We start from the raw sequence: 15,152 nt of genomic DNA on the forward strand, positions 1-15,152 counted from the left end.
TCAAAAATAAGCGTGCTGTTTTCTTTCTTAAACCTTTCTTCATGCCGACTATCCTTTGTTTATTTATTTTCATTGATCATCGGTCCTGCATGTAATTTTGCAGTTACAAATAATCGTTGATCCGTTAAGCCAATGCTGTCGATCGGATAACAGGTATATAGTATTAATTTGGCATTATTTCTTTGACGAATCTCCTGCTTTATCTGAGTATCATGTTTATTGGCTACTCTTACTTCTTCTACCTCATATTGATAGCTACCGTAATTCGTTTGGATTGTTATAATCTCTTGCGCTTTGATGTTAATTAACTTGCCAAATGAATCACTATTATGCCCAGCAATCAATGTAGTTCCTATTTCTCCTGGAAAAGTGGAACCCATATATTGTCCCGCGCCTTTTCTTAAAATAGTTGCTGAATCGCCAAAATATAATGGTGTTTTTAATTGGATCGAAGGGACAGATATCTCTCCATACAATTGACCATAATGAGGAAATTGAATTTTACTAGAAGAAATCTCGCTTTCTCCATTCGTAGAAAGTTGTTTGATAGCTTCTTTATGATTGTTCTCTTTAAATGTGGGTGCCTCTGCAAGTAACAATGTCTGGATAGAGGAGGTGACAAAGTGAATGACTGGTTTGCCAATCACATAAATCAAAGAATAATTGATGACCAAAAAAAGAAACGCCAACAGACATCCGTTAACTATTCGATTTAGCCCTCCCTTGATTCCTCTCTTACTCACTTCTACGTGCCACCCAATATGCGCCTCCAGCCAACATCAATACAGCACCTAAAGCCACATAGCTCGTGGTATAATCTGCACCGGTTTGTTTGATTTCATCTTCTGTAGAATAAATAGGAGTACCTGAAGGATCGACAACCGAAACGCCATCTCGATAAAAAGTCACTCTCAGATTTAAAATTTCTCCAATTTTTAAGACAATCGTTTTTAATTGCTCAATCACTGGACGTGGTAAAGCTTTGATCAGATTTTTTAGTGAATGGATCGAACGAACATCGACATTTTGTGAATTATCTAAGATCAATTGACGTGCTTCTCTTAAGTAATTTGCTACCTTTAACGCATTTTCATCTGACACCTGATGGACCTTCAGATAATTTTCTGCTTTTGTGATATCTGTAATATCAAAATCATATTTTTTCCCTTTCACCGTTACACCGGTATAAAGCTCATTTAAAATATCTCTTTCTGCGTTGGTGATTGCCCCTTGTGTTTCAGCATGAACTGCTGTCGGCAACAATAAACAGATAACTGACACCAATGTAAACAATATCCCTTTAAAATTTTTCATGATCTCTCCGCCTTTCATTAATAAATCCTGTAAATTTAGGATTAACTATGTCTTTTATTCTACTGAGAACCCTCACTTGATTTTTTTTGTTTTTTTAGCCTTCAAACGAATTACTTAAAAAAATAAAAAATGATTTGTATACATAAAAAGAGTTTGAGACAAAAAATTTTTGTCTCAAACTCTTTCATAATTATAAAAGGAAATAAATGAGAGACCTCAGTGTCAGCCTCTTACGACAAATGATTTTTTTCAAAACTTAGGGTCTTCTTTGAAAAAGTTCTTTTGTTTTGTCATTCGTGTACTTTGATGCTTTTCTCTTTAGCAAAGAGTTTCATTTGGAACATGATAGCAGGTCACGATCCATAGTAGTAATAGCCTTGATTTTCATCCTCTTTAGAAGCATTGTAAACTACTCCTAAAATATTGGCATTTACTAATTCCAGTAGATGTTTAGCTATTCGAAAATTCGCTTTTTTTGTTAACTTTTCACTGACTACCATAATCGTTCCATCCACTTTTGAAGACAATATTTGTGCATCTGTCACGGCAGTCAAGGGAGGGGTATCGAATATGATCATGTCATAGGTTGCTTCCAACTCCTCAATCACTTCTTCTAAGCGAGAAGAACCTAACAATTCAGCCGGATTAGGAGGTTTCGGTCCACTTGTCATAACAGAAAGATTTTTTTCAAAACTTTCTTGTATACATTCTTTAGCCTTGATGTTTGTACCTAATAATGTGCTAAGACCTACATGTTTCTCTAAAGAAAAAATTTTGTCTAGGGTTGGCTTCCGCATATCTGCATCTATGATCAATACTTTTTGCCCTAGATTTGCGTAAACCACTGCTAAATTAGCTGCTGTAGTTGATTTACCTTCACCTACACCTGGCGAAGTAACCACTAATGTTTGCACTTTTTTACCATAAGGAAAACTATATTGGATATTGGTCCGAATCGTTCGATAGCGTTCTGTAATCGGTGAAGTTTTATCCATGATTGTAATTAAATTTTTTCTGACTGTGGCATTTCTTCCTCTTCTTGTCTTTCTCATTGATTACACCCTTACTTCTTTTTTCGATTTTTTTTCTCATTGTCATCCATATAAGGGATACTTCCCAGTACCACCATATTAAATTCATTTTGAATCGTCTCACTATCACTGATTGTTCGATCCATGAATTCTAATATCATAATGATCATCAAACCAATAAATAAACCAATAAGCAATCCTTTGGCCAAAACTATTTTTTTATGTGGCTCTGTTGGTGTTGCACTAAGCGTAGCTTTTGAAATAATCGAAATGCGATCTACATTGAGTAATTTTTTTGCATTCTTCTGAAATTTTTCGGCTGTAACGTTAGCAATGTATTGGGCAAGTTTTGGATCAGGATCCGTTGCGACAATCGAAAACATTTGAGAATTTTCCTTTTGTTTGATACTTATAAGGTTTCGTAATTGCTCAATTGTTAAATGGACACCAAAATTTTTCGCTAAGTCTTGAGACACCTCATCCATTATCAAGTCTCCAGTAATAATGTCTTTATAGGTGGTAATCATTTGCAAGTTGCTGTTGACATCATTAATGTCTGCCGTTTCGTTTTTAGGTAAAGTAACGATTAATTGGGCTTGTGATTCATACTTTGGGACTAAGACAAATGCAATCAAAAGCATGGACATAATTAAACCTAATAAAGCAGAAATCACAATCGCAAATTTTCTTTTTTTTATGATACGCCAAAATTTCTCTATGTTTACTGTTTGCTCCATCCTTATCTCTGATTCTCCTAAATAAAATTATTTATAAACTATTTTTGCTCGTTAATTGACGATGTTCACTTTGAAAGAAAATAATACTTTTTTTATCTTTCTTAGTTGCTATCAATTATCTAAGGGATACTACAGTCAACTATTGACTTAATCAATCTTACTGAAATTAGTTTTTTCATTATCCGTTACATATTTGATGACTGTATATTGCTTGAATGAATCTGGTTTTTCAAATGAAATCACTAGATCAAAATCAGACTCTTTACCTTCATAACTATATTTCCCATAAATTTCTTTGACATTTTTATATTCTTGGCCTTTTCCTTTAACTGTCTTTAAATCAGCTGTTGATAATGTTTCTTTAATAAACTTCAATTTTTTTGGGTCCAATTTATTATTTTGGGTAATCGTTTTTTCAGCAATTTTTGTTAATTGCTTTACTTCTATATCTTGCTTATCGGCCCATGTCATTTCACTACTTGTCTGCGTTGGTTGACTGGAAGAAGCTGTACTATCAGTGCTAGTTGTATTAGTAGTTTTAGTTGATTTACCTGCCGAGCAGCCTGCCAATGCGAAGACAACCATACTTGCTAAAATTATTTTTTTCATTTGTTCATCTCTCCTTAAAATCATTTATCTCATTCTTCCTAAATTAGTACAAAAAAATTTAGTTGCTATATTAGTATAGTATTTTCGTTCATAATACTTTCCTAATTTTTTTATAGAACCCCACAAAAAAATTAATAATAAAAAAAATCCCTTTTAAAATTGCTTATAGAATAACTATAGTTACCTTTATTTATATTGGTTCCCCCAAAATTTAACGAACAAAAAATGGATATTTTGCGTTATAAAGTGATATTTACCAAGCGAAGGAAACTTCAAATGGAAGAGAATCAAATCTGTTTAGGAGAATTTAAAATGATTGAAGATTATATAGAAAAAGACATTATTAGAAAAGTAAAGTTAGTTGAATTTTTATTTGAATTAAAAGAACTGAACGTAAGCGAAACTGCAGAAAGATTGGGTGTGACATTCAACACAATCAAAGCGGATTTCCAAAAATTAGTCATTCGACTCGAAGATGATATCGACTATTATAAAATGACTAGTAGTCATCTACTGATATTTTTCAAACCATCTATTAGGCGCTATGATCTCATCAAACAAATTTACCAAGATTCTAATTTTTTAAGAGTTTGTTCCCGATATATCATGGGAGAAAATGATTATTTAACACTTGTGGATGAAGAGTTTTTATCTGTGACAAAAGTATTCAAAATAAAAAAAGATGTAGAGAACTATTTTGCAGAAGCACTCACCCCACTTACGAAGGAACCCGAAGAATCGCATGAGTTACAGTATCGCTTTTTGATCCTTTCAGTTTGGATGCGGTGTGACTATTTAGATACACAAATTGATCCCATAACAATGGAAAAAGCTGAAAAATATGCAGACAAACTACTTCATATCCTGTCTAATCGTTTAAATAAAACTCAATATACTTTCTTCAAATCCGCCATCTATCTTTCATTGGAACGGCGAAAAAGCAATCCAATTGTCTTTCCAAACGACACTATGAACATTTTTAAAGATGGTATCATTTTCAATATGTTTAGAGAGATTTTCATACAAATCGAGGAACCTTTAACAGATGAAGAGATAGCCTATCTAGCCCTTATTTACCGTACACTTCCTTACAATTCACCAAATTATTTCATGATCGAGATCGATTATCATTATGTAAGAAATCGCTTGATCACCAAGTTTAAAGAAATCGATTTATTGATCGAAATGTTTGAAAAAGAATTTGGTGTGAATTTATTTGGCAATATTTTGTTTGAAGTCCCCCTCTTTAACCTGCTATACACGTGTGCTTTGAACGTTGGTAATTTCTTAGTTACCAAACATATTTTCTTAAGTGCAGAGCAACTAGATTTATTAAATAAAGTCAAGTTTATTTTAAATAAATGGATTGAAGAACTTGATACTCCTATTCATCATATTCCTTATTTTCATCTGCAAGAATTTTGTCAGTTGACCTTTTTCATCTTGACCCATGGGAACCAATCAAAAATAGGTGTGGTCATCGTAGCAGAAAGTGAAACTTCGCATATCGTATTTCGGAATTCATTAGAAAAGAAAATGTCTACAAGTGATTTATTGATTGACACTACCCTTTATTATTCCATGGACGATGTGCCTAAATATATCAAAAAAACCGGTCATCTAATTATTTGTGAGCGAACGCTTTTGAATAAGGAAACCTTTAACACCGAGAATATTTTCCCAATCTCATTGAATTCCATCTCTAAGGATATCAATAAGATTGCGACACGTATCATGAACTTTGATTGATCTTCACTTGATACTGAAAAGAATTAGCAAGCAAGATCCAATTTGCTTGCTAATTCTTTTTTCTTTTCTATCACTAATAAAAAAGCTAGTTCAGTACCAATGATTTCACTCTGTTTGTTCGAATAAGCAATATTTCTTTTTTCCACTCAGTAAACTAGTTTGAACAAACTAAGAGCAAGGATGGGACAAAGATTATTTCTCTTCAAATCGCTACTATATAATCTTTATAATCTTTTGCTAATTCTTCTTCTGGCTCTTCGATGATATATCCTTGTTCCTTCAGCACTTTCTTAGTAACAACATAGTGTTTGACACCTGCTTCTACAATAACGACATTCGTTAAAATATTACTAATCTTCCCTGTAGCTAATTCCCCAGAGACAGCACAGGCCGAAACAGTGATTCCACGTTCTAATTTCATGATCATTTCTCCTAACTTCCTAAAATTACTTACTGTTATCATTATAAAAATTTACTTCTGCTCATTTTACAATTATTTTGGTAAAAATTTCTTCTAAGTTACTAAAAATGAAAAACATTCGTTCAAAGACCTTAAAGAATACTTTTTGCAATGAACTAGCAGAAAAAGAGAGCCGCTTTCCTCTTTTCTTAATTTATATTTTAGCAAAACATACAGATAACATTTTTTTATCTATTTCACCTCAGCCTATTTTTTTATCAATAAAATTAACTATCCATTCTTTTTCATTTTTAAACATACTGCTATATTCATACTAAAAACTTAAATGAATCTAGTTGAAAGATAGGATAGAAATAATACATTTCTTTAGCTTCCTTCGGTCAATGACTCTATTTAGTTGCACAAAGTATTAATTTTAACTATTTCTTCCTTTTTTTTAGAACAGCCTCAATAATTGAAAAAAAATCAAAGTCAGTTGGAATTTTTTACTTTTATATCAAAAAGACGAACTTTAACAAAAAAACGCTCAAAGCGTTCTCTATGCTTTGAGCGTCTTTCATACCTTTTATTTAACAGGTACATTTACAGAAACAAGTTGTTTTCCATCGAAACTTAGACTTTCAATTGTAAAACTATTTGCTGAAGCTGGAATCTTATTACCAATATAAACTTCAAATTGGTTGCCTTCTTTTAATTTAAAGCCTGGTTTGTATTCCTTATTATCAACAGTTAATTTGATAGAACGGATATCTCCTTTGTAAGTCCCTGTTAGATACTCTGAATTACGTGTATATTCATTTGGAACTAATTCTGGTTGGGAAACTGAAACTTCTTGACTTACTAAGACATTTCCAGATTTATCTAGACCTTCTAATTTTATAGATTTTGAATCAGCCGTGATTTTATTACCAATATAAACTTCAAATTGGTTTTCACCAGTGATTTTAAAACCAGGATTGCTTTCTTGTCCATCTACTACTAATTTGAATTTCTTAATGCCGTCACCGTTGAATGTACCTCTCATATATTCATCGCCACGGACATATTCATTGATACTTAAAGTTGGGGATTGCACAGTGATTTCTTTTGAAGCCAATTGTTGTCCTGATTTATCTAATCCAATCAGCGTAAATGTCGTTGTTCCTACTGGTACTTTGTTACCAATATATACTTCAAATTTATTACCTTCAGTGATTTTAAATCCTGGGTAATTTTCTTGTCCATTAACTACTAATTTGAATTTTTTAATTGCTTGACCTGTGAACGTCCCTGTTACATACTCATTGCCAGCTAGGTATTCATTTGGTTGTAACTCAGGATTTTGTACATTCACATCTTGAGAAACAATTTCTTGACCTGTTTTATCTATTCCCACTACTTTAATAGAATTAACATTTGCTGGTACTTTATTACCAACGTAAATCTCAAATTTACCGTCAGTTAATTTGAATCCTGGGAAGCTTTCTTGTCCATTAATAATCAATTTGAATTTTTTAACGCCTTCCCCTGCAACAGTACCTGTTAAGTATTCATTACCACGAATGTACTCATTAATTGTCAATTGCGGTGCTTCTACTGTTACATTTTGTTCGACAATTGTTTTACCGGCTTTATCTAATGCTTCAAGCTTAATAACTTTTGAACTTCCAGTAATTTTACTTCCGATATAAACTTCAAATTTACCATTTTCTAATTTAAAGCCTGGTTCATATACTTTACCATCAACAGTTAGTCGGAATTTATTAATGCTGTTGCCTTGGTAAGAGCCTGTCATGTATTCACTACCTAAAACAAATTTATCGACAGACAATGATGGTGCTTGAACTTGTACTGTTTGAGAAGCAACTTGTGTGCCTGCTGGGTTAAATGCTTTTAATGTAAACTCAGTTGTTCCTTCTGGGACACGATTTCCTACATATACTTCAAGTTTTCCATTTTTTAATTTAAAACCAGGTTCATAGGTTTGTCCATTGACAATCAATTGGAATTTTTTGATGTTCCCAGTAATTGTACCCGTTACATATTGATCTCCTAATGTATATGGATTAAGTGTTAATGTTTGTTTCGATTTTTCTTCAAGTGCTTCTTGTGCTTTTTGGATTTTGGCTAATAATTCTGTTTTTGTTTCGCTTGCTTTTAAAGCATCCACTTTTGCTTTGGCTGCATTGATTTGCTCTTGCGTATTTTCTGGTTTTGGTGTTTCTCCATTGAATAACGCATTTACTGCTTCTGTGGCTGCTTGTACTTTCGCAGCTTCTTCAGTTGCTTCATCCAATGCTTGTTGTGCAGCAGTGATTTTTGCTAGTAAAGCTGTTTTTACTGTCTCATTTGTTAATGCATCTACTTTTGCTTTGGCTGCGTTAATTTGTTCTTGTGTATTTTCTGGTTTTGGTGTATCACCATTAAATAACGCATTTACTGCTTCTGTGGCTGCATTTTCTTTTTCTACTTCTGCATTTAAAGCATTTTGAGCTGTCGTAATTTTTGCTAATAAAGCTGTTTTTGCATCACTATTTGCTAATGCATCCACTTTAGCTTTAGCTGCATCAATTTGTTCTTGTGTATTTTCTGGTTTTGGTGTATCTCCATTGAATAACGCATTTACTGCTTCTGTGGCTGCATTTACTTGTATTTCGTCTAAAGCATTCTGAGCTTTTGCAACCTTTGCAAGCAAGTCTTCTTTTGCTTGACTATATGGCAGAGCATTTACTAATGCTTTGGCAGCGTTAACCTGTTCACTTGTATTATTAGGTTTAGGTACTTGATTATCATTGAATAAGTTATTCACTGCTACCGTAGCTTTATTTATTTGATCTACTTCAGCGGATGCTTTATCTAGAAACGGTGTAAGGAAATTAGCCCAGTATGCTGAGATATAGCTACTACTAATATCTCTTGGAATATAATTATTCATTTCTTGACGAACATTATCAATTCTACTTTGAGTAACACCTGGAGCTAAGACACCACTCGTTGAATAAATTGAGTCAAGCAATGTACTGATTCTGTTTCTACTTGTGATTGCACTTTGTGGGACATCGGTGAATTTACGATAGTTACTTGTATTCCAACGAGCAATATCTCCCTTACCAGTAGCCACATTAATAGAAAAATTAGTTGATGTTCCTTCAGCTTGGAATGTCACTTGAACATTTATTGTATTTGAATATTGCGAAGTAGAAAACTTCACATTTTTCCCTTGAACATTAACCTTTATGTCATTCGCTGTTAATGTGGAACTAGGTTGTTTGAAGATTGAAAAAGTAATTTGAAAAGTAGCTCCTCGCACAGTATTTGGTAGTGTCCCAGAATAATTATTCGTCGGTGTTGATGGTAATACTTCTCCAATATTCCAATCAAAATTGGAAGGATTCACTGTTTTTCTTTCTGTAGCTGTTAGATTTTGTTTTTGAGTCAACGTGTTCTCGTTTGAAATAGCCTCCGAATTTTTTGTATTTTTTTCAGCAGTAGTTGCTGTTTGATTTTTTTCTGCTGCATAAACCAATGAGGTTCCTGCACTAGCTGCACTTGAAACAAGCACTAAGCCTGCAGCTGACGCAGCAAGTAGTTGTTTTCTAAGTTTTTTGCTTTTTGATAGATTTTTCTTTCCCATTTTACATTAAAACCTCCTATTAAATTGTCAATAAATTTTTATTGATAGACAAATTATAGGCGACCTCCAAAAAAAATTTTTCACGTTTTTTCAATTTCAAGAATACTTATGTTAAAAAATAAAAATCTCCAATCGAATAAACGTCTATCCTTTTTCCAATAAAAAATGATTGCTCTCCTAAAGTTATCCACATCAAATATTGTTATATCAATGTCTTAACCTATTTCTAGCAAAATAAATTTCTTCTATCTTTTTTGAAATATAAAAAAAAATTATCTGAGCCACTAATAATATGCTTAGGTCCTAAACAGAAATCTTTATTTGGATAGGAGAAAGGATGAAATACAATGAAAAAGAAAATAATTGTTACTTCAGCTACTGGTATCATGCTATTTTCAAATTTACTTTTACCAAGTGCCCAAGTACTAGCTACCCAAGAAAATCTCTCATCAACTAATACTCAAGTTATTCCTAAAGCCTCAACGCAAAGTTTTACATTAAAAGGCTACGATAATACAACTTTTGCTCAAATCAGTGTTGCTAACAGTAACCTTCACTTGCAAACCTTCGCTGTTCAACCACATTGGGGCTTCTATGGAGATACTTACGCAAGTTTACAAATTAAGCGTGGAACACAAGACGTCTACAAAAAAAGCTTTGTCGGCAACCAAAAATTGACAGCTGAACAAAAAGATATTCCTTTGCAGGATGGAGATATCGTAACAATCACTCATCGTGAAGCGAATGATACTCGTTTTGCTGTCAATGACCCATCATTAAAAGGTAATACTTCTGGCGATTACACTTATGTCGTTAAAAATGGCAAATTAAGCAATATTACTTTACAACTAGCAGAAGCGACAAAAGCAGTCAATGATTTATTCAATGGCGACACACCTAAACTGGGAATCACCCAAGAACAAGCAGATGCAGCAGCGGCTAAACTTAACGCACTACCAAATTATCTGCCCCAACTTGGTCAATTATGGAATAAGCTAGAAAAAGCTTACAATGCTATCAGTGTCCATGCTGAGACACAAGGTTTCACCCTAAAAGGTTACTATGATCGAACATTTGCTCAAATTAGTGTAGTGAATAGTACTCTTCACTTACAAACAATGGCCGTTGAACCACACTCAAGATTTTATAGTGATATTTACGCAAGTTTACAAGTTAAACGTAGAACACAAGTGGTTTATCAAAAGGACTTTGTCGGCAATCAAAAATTGACAGCTGAACAAAAAGATATTCCTTTGCAGGATGGAGATATCGTAACGATCACTCATCGTGAAGCGAATGATACTCGTTTTGTTGCTACAGATCCTTCTTTAAAGGGCAATACTGCCGGCAATTACACCTATTTTGTTAAAAATGGCAAATTAGAAAACATCACTTTGCAACTGGCAGAAGCAACGAAAGCTGTCAACGAGTTGTTCAATGGCGACACACCTAAACTGGGCATTACCCAAGAGCAAGCAGATGCAGCAGCAGCTAAACTTAATGCACTACCAGATTATCTAACTCAACGCGATCAGTTATGGAATAAGCTGGAAAAGGCCTACAATGCCATCAGTGTTCAAGCTGAAACACAAGGATTTACCTTAAAAGGTTATGATAATACAACCTTTGCTCAAATCAGTGTTGCTAGAAGTAACCTCCACTTACAAACCCTCGCTGTCCAACCACATTGGGGCTTCTATGGAGATACTTACGCAAGTTTACAAATTAAACGTGGGACACAAGTGGTTTATCAAAAAAACTTTGTCGGCAACCAAAAATTGACAGCCGAACAAAAAGATATTCCTTTACAAAATGGGGATATCGTAACGATCACACATCGTGAAGCGAATGATACTCGTTTTGTTGCTACAGATCCTTCTTTAAAGGGCAATACTGCCGGCAATTACACCTATCTTGTTAAAAATGGCAAATTAGAAAACCTCACTTCGCAACTGGCAGAAGCGACGAAAGCCGTCAATGATTTATTCGATGGCGAAACACCTAAAGCTGAAAATACACAAGAACAATTAAACACAGCTTTAGAAAAAATCAATGCTTTACCTAACGGATTAGCTGAACGAACAGCTTTACAAAAAAAATATGACCAAGCTTATCTTGCATTAAAAACCTATAAAAAAACGATGTTCACCACAGCATATCCAGGAAATACTGCTGCTGCAGGAATTTTAATGGGGAAAGATCATGATCGTCAAGATTTAGGTATCCAATTAACAAAAGGTGCAAAAATTACCATTAGACAAACGAATCCAAAATTCACTTCAAAAATGACGTTGCGTTTATTAACCAATAATTCAAGTACTGAATCTGCTATTGATTTCACAACAAACAATGTCACACTAACTGCTAAAGCTTTAGCAGTACCATTTGTTTATACGCCATATAATCAAGAAAATGGGGAAAAACCACAATTAGAATTTACTGTAGAAGGACAAAAAATCCTATTACCAGTCTTTAGTAAAAATGGGGATATCGAAGCATTTAAAGATACTTGGAATCAAACAAAAGGTTATGGATTGATCAAAGGAAAGAGATTTCAAACTTTCTTACCTGAACAAAATCGCAATCAAGCTTTAAAAGTGGACCTCAACCGTCTAATTGATAAATATGATAATGATATTATCGGATCCTATAATGAATTATTAGGTTTATCTGACAATGACCCAAATCCATTGAACCGTTCTTCAGAACGTAGATATTTCTATAAAGCAGATGCTTCAGGTGCGGGTGCTCTTTATTATGGTGGCCTTTGGGCAGCACAAACTAGTACGTCTGGCGACGCTTGGTTAGGCGATGGTTGGGGAGTGCTTCATGAAACTGGTCACGGCTATCAAGGAAGCTTTATGAACAAAGGAATGGATGTCGGTGAAGTTTGGAATAATCTATATGGTGTAATTTATAATTACAAACACATGGGTAAAACTGCTGCCGATAAAAATTCTTGGCTTTATGATTATGGACACAAACAATCCATTGAAAATGCATTAAAGAATACAATCAATAGTGCTGATCCAAAATTCAATAGTCAAGATTTACGTAAAAAATTAGTCATTCTTTCAAACATCGTTGATAAAGCAGGAAATGAAGGCTTTACAAATTTCTATACAAACTACCGAAAATTTGCTAGTCAGTCAGGATTCAATGCCAATAACTATCCATTACCAGATTTGATCACAACTGAAATGGGTGCACCGAAGAAAGTGGACTTTTCTGCTGTCTTAAACGCTTGGGGCTTATCAGTATCAGAAAAAGCGAAAAAAGCAGCCGCAGATAATGGCTACCAACAAGTGGCTCATTTGGCACAAGTGGTTCCTGATAATCGATTAGATGCAGCGATTCAACAATTGACACAAAATAATCGTCTAAGTTCCGTTTTATCTTTAGTTACAAATGAAGAATTAAAACCATTGAATCTAACAAGCAACGTTACATTGAAGTTTAAAGATGGCAACTTGTTCGAAGGTATGAAATTGCGTATTTTAGATGGAAATAAACTTTATAAAGAAATTACTTTAGGTAGCGATCCAGTTACGATCAACAACATGCCAAATGGTGTATACTCTCTTGAATTGGGAACAGACACTGGTTATATCCAAAAACCATATCTTTTTGTGAAAGACAATGGTACAGTAACTATTTCATTAAATAACTATCTCAAAGAAGCCACAGAAGCAGTTGACCACTTATTCCAAGACAATGATCATTCGAAAATCAAGACAAATCTGATGCAAAAAGATATTGATCAAGCCAAGAAAAAAGTAACGGCTTTACCAAACAGTAGCCAAAAAGATAACTTATTGACACGATTAAATAATGCTTTTGATCAATTGCAAGAGTTTACTTTCAAAGGATTAGGAAACTTCCATTTTGCTTCCTTTGACGTAGCAAATGGCGTAGCAACCGTACGTACAATAGCTGGTACTCCGCATAGTTACTTCAATGATCGCTATGCAAGTATCACTATTTCACGTAATAATGAAACGCTCTATCAAAAAGAATACATTGGAGATCGTCATTATGATGCTAAAACGGATACGATCAATTTGAAGGAGGGCGACACAGTTACTGTGACACACCGAGAAGCAAATGCAACTCGTTTAGCCATCAATCATGAGAACTTGAAACACAATACAAGAGGAACATACCATTACGATGTACGTAACGGACAATTAGTTCTAAGAAAGTAAAAAATGTTATTAAAAATTCTATACTAACTATTTAACTGAAGCTGGAGCAACGATTGCGGCTCTTTGTCAATCATGAAGAGACTGGGACAAAACTTGTCTCAGTCTCTTCTAGTATTTCTAAATACGAATAAACGGTGAGATAAAACTAGTATCTTCGGAAAATTTGAGGAGCACCAAGCAGGTAACAATCAACATCAAAAACTAGTGTTTGTATTTCTTGTCAATTTTCGGAAATTCTTTCTTATTTCTTGATACTGAACAATTTTGTCTCAACCTCAAATTATAGAGTCACTATTGCCCCAGCCACTTTATTAAGGATGATTATTTTATGAAACGATCACGCAATCAAAAAATTGATCACTTGAGAGCATTAGCAATTTTGTGTATCATTCTTGCTCATACAGGATTACAAGGAATCCTGTTCAATTTGCGTTGTTTTGATGTGCCATTAATGGCCTTTTGTTTAGCTATTTCTTATTACTATAGCAGCAAGAATCTCTCCTATATTTCCTATGTCAAAAAAAGATTCACTCGTTTAATGGTTCCAACTTATATATTTCTGGCGTTATTATTTACATCACTTTTTTTCATTGCTCAGATTACCGATACTCCTTATCAATTTAATATTTTTTATATTTTGCACGCTTTTTTCATGGATACAGGTTATGGTTATGCTTGGATTATGCGAACGTTTTTTCTTGTATCTTTACTCATGCCCTTCCTGTATAAATTGAGCAAAAAATATCAGCACTTTGTGGAAATACTTGGTATTTTCACTTTATTATTAATCCTCCAAATCTTTTTAGTTTATTTGATTCCTTATGTGCCAAGCTCATGGCAAATCCTTTATACTCAACTCGTTCCTTTAGCTTTTGGCTATTGTCCGATTGCTTTACTAGGATTACTTGTTTTTCAATTAGACCGAAAAAAACTATTACACTTATCAATTGTTATCTTATGTTACTTAAGCATTAGTTTCTATCTCTACGGACTCCATGGATTAACTTACTTTAAATACCCACCACAGTTGCCTTTTATTTTATATGGCTGTTTCTGTGGCTGTTTCTTATGGTATATGTTAGCTAAATATGAAGGGAATTTCTTCGCCCCTATCAGTAATTATCTTTCTCTTCATTCACAAGAACTTTATTTTATTCATATTTTCTATATTTATATTTATGAGTTTTATTTACCAAAGGAAGGAAGTCTGTTAAACAATTGGTTCTTTAATTTTATCTATTTACTTTCTATGTCATTACTTACGTTGTTTTTGATCAATCAAGGCAAAAAGAAAGTAAAACAAATTAAGAACAAAACACGCCAAGTAGAATGTGACGAGTAACCGCAGAAGCAGGAAAGAGAAATCTCTCGCATCAACTTTCCCTACTGAAAGTCAGCTGTTTAAACGTCTTTTAGCCATTTTTTACATGCGAAAGAGCTTGGGCTGTTCGTTTTTGTCCCAAGCTCTTTTGA

At 33.8% G+C, this 15,152-nt stretch carries 10 protein-coding genes; 3 read left to right on the forward strand and 7 right to left on the reverse strand.

The features are described 5' to 3' along the window. Positions 1 to 59: 59 nt before the first annotated feature. The 5 genes from AB3H93_RS10900 to AB3H93_RS10920 form a co-directional block, all read right to left on the reverse strand. The gene (locus tag AB3H93_RS10900; protein ID WP_010736874.1) at positions 60 to 743 is read right to left on the reverse strand and encodes a class D sortase; all 684 of its coding nucleotides are present in this window, start codon (positions 741 to 743) and stop codon (positions 60 to 62) included. Next, the gene (locus tag AB3H93_RS10905; protein ID WP_223603460.1) at positions 736 to 1,314 is read right to left on the reverse strand and encodes an LPXTG cell wall anchor domain-containing protein; all 579 of its coding nucleotides are present in this window, start codon (positions 1,312 to 1,314) and stop codon (positions 736 to 738) included. The genes AB3H93_RS10900 and AB3H93_RS10905 overlap by 8 nt, the downstream gene beginning before the upstream one ends. A 353-nt stretch (positions 1,315 to 1,667) precedes the next feature. Further along, positions 1,668 to 2,366: a CpsD/CapB family tyrosine-protein kinase gene (locus tag AB3H93_RS10910; protein ID WP_010720313.1), complete on the reverse strand. Its 699-nt coding sequence runs from the start codon at positions 2,364 to 2,366 to the stop codon at positions 1,668 to 1,670. 11 nt (positions 2,367 to 2,377) lie between these two features. After that, positions 2,378 to 3,082: a YveK family protein gene (locus AB3H93_RS10915; RefSeq protein WP_010720314.1), complete on the reverse strand. Its 705-nt coding sequence runs from the start codon at positions 3,080 to 3,082 to the stop codon at positions 2,378 to 2,380. A 147-nt stretch (positions 3,083 to 3,229) separates the two neighbouring features. Further along, positions 3,230 to 3,691: a hypothetical protein gene (locus tag AB3H93_RS10920; protein WP_010720315.1), complete on the reverse strand. Its 462-nt coding sequence runs from the start codon at positions 3,689 to 3,691 to the stop codon at positions 3,230 to 3,232. Positions 3,692 to 3,967: 276 nt separating this feature from the next. Here AB3H93_RS10920 and AB3H93_RS10925 point away from each other — a divergent pair, with 276 nt between their 5' ends. After that, positions 3,968 to 5,440, forward strand: coding sequence for a helix-turn-helix domain-containing protein (locus AB3H93_RS10925; protein WP_010736872.1), 1,473 nt, complete (start codon positions 3,968 to 3,970; stop codon positions 5,438 to 5,440). A gap of 202 nt (positions 5,441 to 5,642) precedes the next feature. On the opposite strand, the gene AB3H93_RS10930 is transcribed toward AB3H93_RS10925, so the two are convergent. Together AB3H93_RS10930 and AB3H93_RS10935 are read right to left on the reverse strand one after the other, a co-directional pair. Continuing rightward, positions 5,643 to 5,861, reverse strand: a complete 219-nt coding sequence (locus AB3H93_RS10930) for a hypothetical protein (protein ID WP_010720317.1) — start codon at positions 5,859 to 5,861, stop codon at positions 5,643 to 5,645. A 565-nt stretch (positions 5,862 to 6,426) separates the two neighbouring features. Then, positions 6,427 to 9,474, reverse strand: a complete 3,048-nt coding sequence (locus AB3H93_RS10935; protein WP_368020569.1) for an immunoglobulin-like domain-containing protein — start codon at positions 9,472 to 9,474, stop codon at positions 6,427 to 6,429. 347 nt (positions 9,475 to 9,821) lie between these two features. Here AB3H93_RS10935 and AB3H93_RS10940 point away from each other — a divergent pair, with 347 nt between their 5' ends. Next, positions 9,822 to 13,679 carry a putative mucin/carbohydrate-binding domain-containing protein gene (locus AB3H93_RS10940; RefSeq protein ID WP_016249923.1) on the forward strand — a complete coding sequence of 1,286 codons (3,858 nt, stop codon included), beginning with the start codon at positions 9,822 to 9,824 and terminating at the stop codon, positions 13,677 to 13,679. A 328-nt stretch (positions 13,680 to 14,007) separates the two neighbouring features. After that, complete coding sequence (locus AB3H93_RS10945; protein WP_010736869.1) at positions 14,008 to 15,021, forward strand: acyltransferase; 1,014 nt, start codon at positions 14,008 to 14,010, stop codon at positions 15,019 to 15,021. The last annotated feature ends 131 nt before the right edge of the window (positions 15,022 to 15,152 follow it).

The sequence above is a fragment of the Enterococcus sp. C74 genome (assembly GCF_040887125.1).
Classification (GTDB): Bacteria; Bacillota; Bacilli; order Lactobacillales; family Enterococcaceae; genus Enterococcus_B; species Enterococcus_B hirae.